Source organism: Rathayibacter sp. AY1F2, from assembly GCF_002930885.1.
In the GTDB taxonomy this organism is placed as follows: Bacteria; Actinomycetota; Actinomycetes; order Actinomycetales; family Microbacteriaceae; genus Rathayibacter.
Map to the genome: position 1 here is coordinate 35,081 of NZ_PSVG01000010.1, position 11,767 is coordinate 46,847.

Below are 11,767 nucleotides of genomic sequence, written 5' to 3' on the forward strand. Positions count from 1 at the left end.
CATCGACCCGTGACGACCGTCATCCGGCGCCGACACCAACCAGCACAGGAGATCCCCTCACGTGAAGACCACGGTAGAACAGCTGAGCCCGACCCGCGTGAAGCTCGCGATTTCGGTCACCCCGGACGAGCTCGGCCCCAGCATCACGCACGCCTACGGCCACATCGCCGAGCAGATCAACGTCCCCGGCTTCCGCAAGGGCAAGGTCCCGCCCGCCATCGTCGACCAGCGCGTCGGCAAGGCCGCGGTGCTCGAGCACGCGGTCAACGAGGGCCTCGACGGCTTCTACCGCGAGGCCGTCCGCGAGACCGAGGTCCGCCCCCTGGGCCGCCCGCAGGCCGACATCGTCGCCTGGCCGAGCGACAAGGACTTCACCGGCGACCTCGAGCTCGCCATCGAGGTCGACGTGCGCCCCGAGATCACCGTCCCGGACTACGACGGCATCGAGCTCACCGTCGAGGCGGCCGAGGTCACCGACGCCGACGTCGACGCCGAGCTGGACAAGCTCCGCAGCCGCTTCGGCACCCTGGTCACCGTGGACCGCCCGGCGAAGACCGGCGACTTCGCGCAGATCGACCTGGTCGCCTCCATCGACGGCGTCGAGGTCGACACCGCCAACGCCATCTCGTACGAGCTCGGCTCGGGCGAGCTGATCGAGGGCATCGACGAGGCGCTCGACTCGCTCACCGCGGGCGAGAGCACCACGTTCACCGCTCCGCTGCTCGGCGGTGACCACGCCGGCGAGCAGGCCGAGATCGCCGTCGCGCTCACCGCCGTCAAGGAGCGCGAGCTCCCCGAGGCCGACGACGACTTCGCGCAGATCGCCAGCGAGTTCGACACCATCGCCGAGCTGCGCGAGTCGCTCAAGGAGCAGGCCGCTCAGCAGAAGACCTTCGGCCAGGGCGGCGAGGCCCGCGAGAAGCTCGTCGAGGCGCTGCTCGCCCTCGTCGAGGTCCCCGTGCCCGCCGGTCTCGTCGAGGACGAGGTGCACCGCCACCTCGAGGGCGAGAACCGCCTCGAGGACGACGAGCACCGCGCCGAGGTCAAGGAGGCCAGCGAGAAGACCTTCAAGACGCAGATCCTCCTCGACCACGTCGTCGAGCAGGAGAAGGTCCAGGTCAGCCAGGACGAGCTCACGCAGTACCTCATCCAGGGTGCGGCGCAGTACGGCATGGAGCCGAACGAGTTCATCAAGATCCTGTCCGAGAACAACCAGATCGGCCAGATGGTCGGCGAGGTCGCCCGCAACAAGGCGCTCGCGATCGTCCTCGGCAAGGCGAAGGTCACCGACACCGAGGGCAACGCCGTCGACCTGACCGCGTTCACCGCGGTCCCCGGTGACGACGAGGCCGTCGAGGCCTCCGACGAGGCCGTCGCCTCGGACGAGACCGAGGTCGTGGAGGAGGCTCAGGCCGCCGCCGACGCCGAGGTCCCCGCGGAGCCCGTCGCCGAGGAGCCCGCTGCCGAGGAGGAGCCCGCCCCGGCCCCCAAGAAGAAGCGCGCGCCGGCCAAGAAGAAGGCCGCCGCTCCCGCCGAGGAGACCCCGGCCGCGGAGTAGTCGCCGCGAGCACGTCAGGAGCCGCCCCCCGATCCGTCGGAGGGCGGCTCCTCTCGTTGGGGGGGGCTCCGGTCCGCCCCGGGCGAACACGGGCGACTCCCGCTCCGCCCCGGGCGAACACGGCCGGATCGGGTTGGCGGCGTCCGATAGATTCGCCTCCGAAGCGACAACTGAAACGGAGCAATACATGGCCGACATGGTTATGCCCAACAGTGTTTTCGACCGCCTGCTCAAGGACCGGATCATCTGGCTCGGTTCCGAGGTGCGCGACGAGAACGCGAACGAGATCGCCGCGAAGCTCCTGCTCCTGGCAGCCGAGGACTCCGAGCGGGACATCTACCTCTACATCAACTCGCCCGGCGGCTCCATCACCGCGGGCATGGCGATCTACGACACGATGCAGTTCGTCCCGAACGACATCGTGACCGTGGGCATCGGGATGGCGGCCTCCATGGGCCAGCTGCTCCTCACCGCCGGAACCCAGGGCAAGCGCTACATCACCCCGAACGCGCGGGTGCTCCTCCACCAGCCGCACGGCGGCTTCGGCGGCACGGCCTCCGACATCCAGACCCAGGCGCAGCTCATCCTCGACATGAAGAAGCGCCTCGCCGAGATCACCGCCAAGGCGACCGGCAAGACCGTCGAGCAGGTCAACGAGGACGGCGACCGCGACCGCTGGTTCAGCGCCGAGGAGGCCCTGGCCTACGGCTTCGTCGACCACATCCGCTCGTCGGCGACCGACGTGGCCGGCGGTGGCGGAACCGCCATCGACGAGTAGTCCAGCGAACGCGCCGAGAGATCAGGAACAGACAATGACCACACCCACCTTCGGCGGAACGGCGTTCGGCTCCGGAGCCGCACCGTCCTCGCGCTACATCCTCCCCACGTTCGAGGAGCGCACGGCCTACGGCTACAAGCGCCAGGACCCGTACGCCAAGCTCTTCGAGGACCGCATCATCTTCCTCGGAGTCCAGGTCGACGACGCCTCCGCGGACGACATCATGGCCCAGCTCCTCGTGCTCGAGAGCCAGGACCCGGACCGCGACATCGTCATGTACATCAACTCGCCCGGTGGCTCCTTCACCGCGATGACGGCGATCTACGACACGATGCAGTACATCCGCCCGCACATCCAGACGGTCGTGCTCGGCCAGGCCGCCTCGGCCGCCGCCGTGCTCACCGCCGCGGGAACGCCCGGCAAGCGCCTCGCGCTGCCGAACGCGCGCATCCTCATCCACCAGCCCGCCGTGCAGCAGGGCGGGGGCCAGGCCTCGGACATCGAGATCCAGGCCGCCGAGATCATGCGCATGCGCGAGTGGCTCGAGGAGACGCTGTCGCACCACTCGAACCGCTCGATCGAGCAGGTCAAGAAGGACATCGACCGCGACAAGATCCTCGGCGCGAGCGACGCGCTCGAGTACGGGCTGATCGACCAGGTGCTCACCAGCCGCAAGAGCCTCCCGGCTCTCACGGCGTAGGGCGTCCAGGAGGGGCCGGGTGGCGGAGCGATCCGCCGCCCGGCCCCTCTCTGCGTCCTCCGTCGCCGTAGCAAAGCGCCACACGAGGCGCAAGGCACGGCGAATCCGGCCCGCCTGCCGAGCCCTCGCGGCTCAGCGGCTAGGCTCGGAGCAGTGTCAGGGGGCTCGTCCCGCTCGCACCGGCCGGAGCTCCGGGCTCCGTTGCACGACCGACCGACGCACGACAGACGCACGACAAGGAAGTGGGGCATCCCCGTGGCACGTATTGGCGAAAGCGCCGACCTGCTGAAGTGCTCCTTCTGCGGCAAGAGCCAGAAGCAGGTCCAGCAGCTCATCGCGGGACCGGGCGTCTACATCTGCGACGAGTGCGTCGAGCTCTGCAACGAGATCATCGAGGAGCGCCTCTCCGAGTCGAGCGAGGAGACGAGCCACGAGTTCGACCTCCCGAAGCCGAAGGAGATCTTCGGCTTCCTCGAGGAGTACGTGATCGGGCAGGAGCAGGCCAAGAAGGCCCTCGCCGTCGCCGTGTACAACCACTACAAGCGCGTACGCGCCCGCAACACCATCACCGCCGCCGACGCGATCCACGACGAGGTCGAGATCGCCAAGAGCAACATCCTGCTCATCGGCCCCACGGGATGCGGGAAGACCTACCTCGCCCAGACCCTCGCGAAGCGCCTCAACGTGCCCTTCGCCGTCGCGGACGCCACGGCCCTCACCGAGGCGGGCTACGTCGGCGAGGACGTCGAGAACATCCTCCTCAAGCTCATCCAGGCCGCCGACTACGACGTCAAGCGTGCCGAGACCGGCATCATCTACATCGACGAGGTCGACAAGATCGCGCGGAAGGCCGAGAACCCCTCGATCACGCGCGACGTCTCGGGCGAGGGAGTGCAGCAGGCACTGCTCAAGATCCTCGAGGGCACCGTCGCCTCCGTGCCCCCGCAGGGCGGGCGGAAGCACCCGCACCAGGAGTTCATCCAGATCGACACGACGAACGTCCTCTTCATCGTCGCCGGCGCCTTCGCCGGGCTCGAGGACATCATCTCGTCGCGGGCGGGCAAGCGCGGCATCGGCTTCGGCGCCCCGCTGCACAACAAGGAAGACGAGATCAACATCTTCAGCGAGGTCCTCCCGGAGGACCTGCACAAGTTCGGGCTGATCCCCGAGTTCATCGGGCGCCTCCCCGTCGTCACGACGGTCACGCAGCTCGACCAGGTCGCGCTCATGCAGATCCTCACCGAGCCGCGCAACGCGCTCGTGAAGCAGTACCAGCGGATGTTCGAGATCGACGGCGTCGAGCTCGAGTTCGACCGGGGCGCTCTCGAGGCCATCGCGGACCTGGCGGTCCTCCGCCAGACCGGCGCCCGCGGACTGCGCGCGATCCTCGAGGAGGTGCTCGGCCCGATCATGTTCGAGGTGCCCTCCTCGGACGAGGTGGCGCGCGTCGTCGTCACCCGCGCCGCGGTGCTCGACAACGCGGCCCCGACGATCGTGCCCCACGCTCCCCGTCGCCAGGAGAAGAGCGCCTAGTCGCTCCCCGCCCCGCTCTGCCAGTTCACCGCGATTGGCCCGGCGGATCGTCGGGCGAGGCGCTCCCGCTTCCCTAACCTGGCGGAGCGTGCCGACGGCGCGTCCGGTCGCCTCGGTGCCGTCGATCCTCCGGGAGGCTCCGCCATCGTCCAGCCGCTGCTCGCCGGGATCGTCGCCGCCCTGACCGGCTTCTCGAGCTCGTTCGCGATCGTGCTCGCCGGGGTGGTCGCGGTGGGCGCGACGGACGAACAGGCGGCCTCGGGCCTCCTCGCCGTCTGCGTGCTGCAGGGAGTCCTGTGCATCGCGCTGAGCATCCGCTACCGCGTGCCGATGACCTTCGCCTGGAGCACGCCGGGCGCCGCCCTGCTGGCCGCGACCGCGACGCTCCCCGGCGGCTTCGACCGCGCGGTCGGGGCGTTCCTGGTCGCCTCCGCTCTGCTGGTGGTCACCGGGCTGTGGCCGGCGCTCGGGAGGCTCGTCGCGCGCATCCCGCGGCCGCTCGCGAACGCCATGCTCGCGGGCATCCTGTTCCCGCTCGTCCTGGCGCCGGTGCGCGCGGCGGTCGAGATCCCCTCACTCGCCTTGCCGGTGATCCTGCTCTGGCTGCTGCTCCTGCGGCTCCTGCCCCGCTGGGCGGTGCCGGCCGCGATCGCCCTGGCGATCGTGCTGCTGATCGTGACGGACGGCGCGGCACTCGCCGGTGCGCCGCTGCTCCCCGTGCCGCAGTTCGTCGCTCCGGTGTTCGAGATCGGAGCGATGGTCGGGATCGGCCTGCCGCTCTACGTGGTCACCATGGCCGGGCAGAACATCCCGGGCATCGCGGTGCTGACGAGCTTCGGCTTCGCGGCCCACTCACGTCCCGGGATCGTCTCGACCGGTGCTCTCTCCGGGGTCTCGGCGATCTTCGGCGGCGTGCCGATCAACTACGCCGCGCTCAGCGCCGCGCTGACCGCGGGTCCCGAGGCCTCGCCGCGGCCGGAGCAGCGCTGGGTCGCCTCGGTCTCGGCGGGCGCCTCCTACCTCGTGCTGGGCGTGTTCGCTGGAGCGGCCGCCGCGCTGGTGTCCTCCGCGAGCCCGCTGCTGATCGAGGCGGTCGCCGGTCTGGCGCTGCTGGGGGTGTTCGTGTCGGCGGTGCAGGCCGCTGTGGAGGACGCGTGGCTGCGGCTGCCGGCGGCGGCGACGCTCCTGGTCACCGCTTCCGGCACGACCATCGCGGGGATCGGATCGGCGTTCTGGGGCCTGGTCGTGGGACTCGTCCTCCTCGCCTGGCTCGTCCCCCGGCGCCGCTAGAGGAGGCCGCGGCGCGCGAGCAGCGGCTCGGTCCGCGCATCCCGCCCGCGGAACGCGCGGTACGCGTCGAGCGGATCGCGGGAGCCGCCGAGCTCGAGCACCCCGCGGCGGAAGCGCTCGCCCGCCGAGCGGTCGAGGCCGCCGTTCTCCTCGAACCACTCGACCGTGTCCGCGTCGAGGATCTCGCTCCAGATGTAGGAGTAGTAGCCCGCGGAGTAGCCGCCGGAGAAGACGTGCGCGAAGTACGTGCTGCGGTAGCGGGGCGGCACGGCGGGAAGGAGGAGGCCCGCGCCGTCGAGCACGTCGCGCTCGAAGGCGGCCGCGTCGCGCGGCTCGACCGGGGCCGGCAGGGAGTGCCAGGCGAGGTCGAGCAGGGCGGACGCCAGGTACTCGCTTGTCGCGAAGCCCTCGCCCCACAGCGCGGACGCCTCGAGGCGCTCGACGGTCCCCGCGGGCAGGGCCTCGCCGGTCTCGACGTGGCGGGCGTACTCGGCGAGGAGCCCGGGGCGGCGCACCCACGTCTCGTTCACCTGGCTCGGGAACTCGACGAAGTCCCGGAACACCGCGGTACCGGCGAAGCGCGGGTACCGCGTGCTCGCGAACAGGCCGTGCAGGGCGTGCCCGAACTCGTGGAAGAGCGTCTCCACCTCGTCGAGGCTGAGAAGGGCGGGCTCGCCCGGGCCCGGAGCCGACAGGTTCAGGTTGTTCACGACGACGGCGGAGTCGCCGAGCAGCGAGGTGCGGCTGGACAGGGAGTTCATCCACGCCCCGCCGCGCTTCGAGTCGCGGGTGAAGGGATCGAGCAGGAACAGGCCCAGCGGGGTCCCGTCCTCCTCGTGCACCTCGAACACGCGGACGTGCTCGCTGTAGCCGGTCAGGTCGCTCCGCTCCGAGAAGCGGACGCCGTAGAGACCGGTGGCGGCGGCGAACACGCCGTGCCGGAGCACCCGCTCCAGCTCGAAGAAGGGACGCAGTGCGCTGGAGTCGACGGAGTAGCTCTCCGACCGCACGCGCTCCTCGTAGTAGGCGCGATCCCACGCCTCGATCGTGAAGCGCGGCGCTCCGGCGGCGTCCTGCTCGGCGTCGGCGGAGGCCTGCATCCGCTCGAGCTCGATCCTCGCGTTCCGGGCGGCGGGAGCGGCGAGCTCGTGCAGCAGCGACAGGACGCGCTCCGGCGAGCCCGCGGTCTGGCCCGAGATCACGAACTCGGCGTGCGAGGCCGCGCCCAGCAGAGCTGCGCGCTCGGCCCGCAGCGCGACGATCTGTTGCAGGGTCGCGGTGGTGTCGTGCGGCCCGCCTTCCGCACCGCGGCCGACAGAGGCGCGCAGGACGCGCTCGCGGACGCCGCGGTCGCGCAGACGCGCGAGCCAGGGGTGGCCGGAGTAGAGGGGAAGGGTGATCAGCCAGCCGCCGACGCCGCGGTCGGCGGCGGCGCGCGCGGCGGCCGAGACGTCGGACTCGTCGAGCCCGTCGAGGCCGGCGACGTCGTCGAGGAGGACGGCCCGGTCGTTCGACTCGGCGAGCAGATCCTTCTCGAAGCGCGTGGTCAGGGTCGACAGCTGCTCGTTCAGCTCGCCGAGCCGTGCCTTCCCCGCGTCGTCGAGGAGCGCACCGGAGCGCTCGAACCCGGTGATCCTCCGCTCGAGGAGGTAGGCCGTCTCGGCGTCGAGGTCGAGCTCCGTCGACTGCTCGGCGAGAGCGCGGAGCCGGGCGAACAGGCGCGGGTCGAGGCTGATCGCATCGCTGTGGGCCGAGAGCAGCGGAGCGAGCTCGGCCTCCAGAGCGTCGGTGAGCGGAGTGCGGTCGGAGGCGGCGACAGTGAAGAAGACGGCGCTCACCCGGCGCAGCTCGCGGCCCGCCCGCTCGAGGGCGACGAGGGTGTTCTCGACGGTCGGCGGCTCGGAGGCGCCGGCGATCGCGTCGATCTCGGCGCGGTGCCGGCGGAGGGCCTCGAGGAACGCCGGGCGGTAGGCCTCGGGGTCGACGGCGGCGAAGTCGGGGAGCCCGTGGGGGAGTCTGCTCGGCTCGAGCAGGACGGCGACGGGATCGGGAGCGCTCATCCTGCGAGCCTAGAGCGCGAGCGGGGGAGAGGGCTCCGGCTCAGGATCGCAGGACGCGCGCGCTCACCGGGCTCGGCGACCGCGCCGCGAAGGGGCGTCAGCCCCAGTCGTCGTCGTCCTCGCCCTCCACGCGGCCCTGCGGCTGCGTGATGTAGGCAGCGTCCTCGGCGGGACGGTAGGTGATCGTCGTGCCGTCGTCGAGTTCGAGGACGGGCCTGCCCTCGAGCCAGGTGAGCGTCCAGCGCCAGTCGGCGGTCGCCGTGCCGGCCGCGGCGAGCTCGCCCTCGACGTCGCCGATGGCGGTGACGACGATCTCGGGGAGGGTCTGCGGCGGCACCTGGCCGACCGACCAGCGGGTTCCGAGCTGCATGGGAGGGGTCCTCTCGACGGTGGGGAGGGAGGCGGGACGGTTCCCGCCCCCCGGGAGCGGCGCTACGCCTCGGTCTCGAGCTCGATGCCGACCGCGAGGGCGTCGCCCTCGGCGAAGTCGAGCGTCGCGATCCTGCCGACGGCCGCGAGGTCTCCCGCGGCGAGTCGGAGAGACGCGACGAGCTCGGCGGGCGCCGTCACCAGGGCGGAGCGGGCCGGCGTCTTCTGCGAGGCCTTCGCATCGGTCTTCGCGCGTCGGATGGCCGTGAGGACGGAGCTCGCGGCGGCCAGGACGGCGGGGTCGCCGCCCAGGCCCTCGACGGCCGGCCAGGGGCGCAGGTGCACCGAGTCGTCGTGCGACCACGACCAGGTCTCCTCCGTCGCGAACGGCAGGAACGGCGCGAACAGGCGCTGGAGGACGTCGAGCGCCCGGTGCAGGGCGGCCGCGGCGGACGCGCCGTCCTCGCTGTACGCGCGCTCCTTCACCAGCTCCAGGTAGTCGTCGCAGAACGTCCAGAAGAACGCCTCCGTCGTCTCGAGGGCGCGGGCGTGGTCGTAGTTCTCGAGCGCCGTCGTCGCGTCGGCGACCACGGTGTCGAGGGTGGCCAGCATGCTGAGGTCGAGCGGGTCGGTGACCTCGGCGCCCTCGGCGAGAGGGAAGCCGTGGATGAACTTCGCCGCGTTGAGGATCTTGATCGCCAGTCGGCGGCCGATCTTGATCTGCGTCGGGTTCTGCGGGTCGAAGGCCGCGTCGGTGCCCAGGCGCGAGGAGGCGGCCCAGTAGCGGACCGCGTCCGAGCCGTGCTGCTCGAGCATCGCGGCGGGAGTGACCACGTTGCCCTTCGACTTCGACATCTTCTTGCGGTCGGGGTCGACGATGAAGCCGGACACGGTCGCCGTGCTCCACGGGGCGCGGCCGTCCTCGAGCTGCGAGCGCAGGAGGGTCGAGAAGAGCCAGGTGCGGATGATGTCCTGGCCCTGCGGGCGCAGGTCGTAGGGAGCGACCAGCTGCCAGAGCTCGTCGTCGCGCTCCCAGCCGCCCGCGAGCTGCGGGGTCAGCGAGGAGGTCGCCCAGGTGTCCATCACGTCGAGCTCGCCCTGGAAGCCGCCCGCCGCTCCGCGCTGGTCCTCCGAGTAGCCGGGGGCCGGGTCGCTGGAGGGATCCACAGGCAGCGCCGCCTCGTCCGGCACGATCGGGGAGTCGAAGACGGGGTTGCCGTCGCCGTCGAGCGGGTACCACACCGGGATCGGCACGCCGAAGAAGCGCTGGCGCGAGATCAGCCAGTCGCCGGAGAGGCCGTTCACCCAGTTCTCGTAGCGGACGCGCATGAACTCCGGCACGAAGCGCACGTCGCGGCCGAGCTCCAGCAGGCGCTCCTTGAGCACCGCGTCGCGAGCGCCGTTGCCGATGTACCACTGGCGGGTCGACACGATCTCGAGCGGCTTGTCGCCCTTCTCGAAGAACTTGACCTGGTGCGTGATGGGGCGCGGGTCGCCGACAATTTCGCCGGACTCCTTCAGCAGCGCCACGACGGCCTGCTTCGCGGAGAAGACGGTCTTGCCGGCGAGCTGCTCGTAGGCGGCGCGGCCCCCGTCGCCCGTGATCGCGGCGGGCGCCTCCGAGATCAGGCGGCCGTCGAAGCCGATGATCGCGCGGTTGGGCAGGTCGAGCTCGCGCCACCAGACCACGTCCGTGATGTCGCCGAAGGTGCAGATCATCGCGATGCCCGAGCCCTTGTCCTTCTGCGCGAGGTGGTGCGCGAGCACCGGGACCTCGACGTCGAAGAGCGGCGTGCGGACGGTGGTGCCGAACAGCGCCTGGTAGCGCTCGTCGTCGGGGTGCGCGACGAGGGCGACGCAGGCGGGCAGCAGCTCGGGACGGGTCGTCTCGATGAAGACGTCCTCGCCGCCCTCGCGGTGGAAGCCGAGGCGGTGGTAGGCGCCGGGCTGGTCCTTGTCCTCGAGCTCCGCCTGGGCGACGGCGGTCCGGAAGGTGATGTCCCAGAGCGTCGGGGCCTGCGCCTGGTAGGCCTCGCCTCGGGCGAGGTTGCGGAGGAAGGCGCGCTGCGAGGCGGCCTGCGACTCGTCGCCGATGGTCCGGTAGCTCTGCGACCAGTCGACGGACAGGCCGAGGGCCCGCCAGACGTCCTCGAACTGCTTCTCGTCCTCGACGGTGAGGCGCTCGCACAGCTCGACGAAGTTGCGGCGCGAGATCGGCTTCTGGTCGGCGGCCTTGCTGCTCTTGTTGTCGCCGCCCTCGAACGGAGGCGTGAAGCCGGGCTCGTAGGGGAGCGTCGGGTCGCAGCGCACACCGTAGTAGTTCTGCACGCGGCGCTCGGTGGGCAGGCCGTTGTCGTCCCAGCCCATCGGGTAGAAGACGCTCTTGCCGCGCATCCGCTGGAACCGCGCGACGACGTCGGTGTGCGTGTAGGAGAAGACGTGCCCGATGTGCAGCGACCCGGACGCGGTGGGCGGCGGGGTGTCGATCGAGTAGACGTCGGCGCGGGTGAGGCCGGTGCGGTCGAACCGGTAGGTCCCGTCGGTCTGCCAGCGGAGGCCCCACGTGCCCTCCAGGCCCTCGAGGGCGGGCTTCGCGGGGAGGCGGTCGGCGAGGGTCATGATGCTCCGGTTCGCTATGGGCGGCACCGTGTCGGTGGTGATGGTGCCTGGATGGGGGCTCCGGGGCGAGTCGCCCGCCGGCCGCGACGATTCTACCGGAGCGGCGGAAGCCGGGTCAGTCGACGACGGGGGTGAAGCCGGCGCGGACGGGCGCGAGCGCCTCGTCGAGATAGGGCACGAGCTCGCCGCGGGTGGGGCCCGCCGCGGCCCACGCCTGCACGGCCGCCACCGCGGCTCCGACGCTCGCGTAGGCGATGGCGCGCGAGAGGTGCGAGGGCAGCGGGCGCGCGCTCCGCTCCTCCACGAAGCGGGCGATCACGGCCGCCTGCCGGGCGAGGCGGCCGAGGGCCGACGCCTGCAGCTCGTGGACGCTGCCGATCATCTCGGACTGGGTGAGCACCCACGGCACCGTCGCGGGTCCGAAGCCGGAGCCGATCGCGAGCAGCGCGTCGCCGAGCGCGTCCATCACCGGCGCCTCTGCCGCCGTCTCGGCCAGCGCCTCCGGGAGCTCGGCCAGCCGGTCGTCGACCAGCACCCAGAAGACGTCGCTCTTGGACTCGAAGTAGTTGAAGAAGGTGTTGCGCGAGACCCCCGCCCGCTGGGCGATCTGCTCGATCGTCGTGCCCGCGTAGCTCTGCTCGACGAAGAGGTCCAGTGCGGCGTCCTCGAGCATGGAGCGCGACGACGCGCGGGGCCGTCCGCGCTGCACTCCTCGCACCATGAACCGCTCCTGCTCCGCTTCCCCCGACGCGCTAGGATAGCGCCGGACGACTTCGACCCGGCCATCACCGGTGAGTCTCCGGAAGAACGGCGCCGGCTCCGGCCTGCGCCCAGTAGACCCGGACGGGTGCGGCCCGTGA

The 11,767-nt window shown here is 71.4% G+C and carries 9 protein-coding genes; 5 read left to right on the forward strand and 4 right to left on the reverse strand.

Annotation, left to right across the window (positions count from 1 at the left end):
- Positions 1–61: 61 nt before the first annotated feature.
- From tig to C5C54_RS09695, 5 genes are all read left to right on the forward strand, one after another.
- Positions 62–1,558 (forward strand): trigger factor, encoded by a 1,497-nt coding sequence (tig, locus tag C5C54_RS09675; RefSeq protein ID WP_104232539.1) that lies wholly within the window; start codon positions 62–64, stop codon positions 1,556–1,558.
- 187 nt (positions 1,559–1,745) lie between these two features.
- Complete coding sequence (locus C5C54_RS09680; protein ID WP_097165884.1) at positions 1,746–2,336, forward strand: ATP-dependent Clp protease proteolytic subunit; 591 nt, start codon at positions 1,746–1,748, stop codon at positions 2,334–2,336.
- Positions 2,337–2,370: 34 nt separating this feature from the next.
- Entirely contained in the window at positions 2,371–3,036 is a 666-nt protein-coding gene (locus C5C54_RS09685) for an ATP-dependent Clp protease proteolytic subunit (protein ID WP_068253282.1), read from the forward strand.
- 255 nt (positions 3,037–3,291) lie between these two features.
- Positions 3,292–4,569 carry an ATP-dependent Clp protease ATP-binding subunit ClpX gene (clpX, locus tag C5C54_RS09690; RefSeq protein ID WP_104223693.1) on the forward strand — a complete coding sequence of 426 codons (1,278 nt, stop codon included), beginning with the start codon at positions 3,292–3,294 and terminating at the stop codon, positions 4,567–4,569.
- 156 nt (positions 4,570–4,725) lie between these two features.
- Positions 4,726–5,859 (forward strand): benzoate/H(+) symporter BenE family transporter, encoded by a 1,134-nt coding sequence (locus tag C5C54_RS09695; protein WP_219812187.1) that lies wholly within the window; start codon positions 4,726–4,728, stop codon positions 5,857–5,859.
- Here the strand turns inward: C5C54_RS09695 and C5C54_RS09700 are convergent.
- The 4 genes from C5C54_RS09700 to C5C54_RS09715 form a co-directional block, all read right to left on the reverse strand.
- Positions 5,856–7,919 (reverse strand): M3 family metallopeptidase, encoded by a 2,064-nt coding sequence (locus tag C5C54_RS09700; RefSeq protein WP_104288246.1) that lies wholly within the window; start codon positions 7,917–7,919, stop codon positions 5,856–5,858. The two genes, C5C54_RS09695 and C5C54_RS09700, sit on opposite strands and share 4 nt — an antisense overlap.
- Positions 7,920–8,016: 97 nt before the next feature.
- Positions 8,017–8,289 (reverse strand): hypothetical protein, encoded by a 273-nt coding sequence (locus tag C5C54_RS09705; RefSeq protein ID WP_104223690.1) that lies wholly within the window; start codon positions 8,287–8,289, stop codon positions 8,017–8,019.
- 62 nt (positions 8,290–8,351) lie between these two features.
- Positions 8,352–10,907 carry a valine--tRNA ligase gene (gene valS / locus C5C54_RS09710; RefSeq protein ID WP_104288247.1) on the reverse strand — a complete coding sequence of 852 codons (2,556 nt, stop codon included), beginning with the start codon at positions 10,905–10,907 and terminating at the stop codon, positions 8,352–8,354.
- A gap of 115 nt (positions 10,908–11,022) precedes the next feature.
- On the reverse strand, positions 11,023–11,628 hold the full coding sequence (locus tag C5C54_RS09715) for a TetR/AcrR family transcriptional regulator (protein WP_104223688.1): 606 nt from the start codon (positions 11,626–11,628) through the stop codon (positions 11,023–11,025).
- Positions 11,629–11,767: the final 139 nt, after the last annotated feature.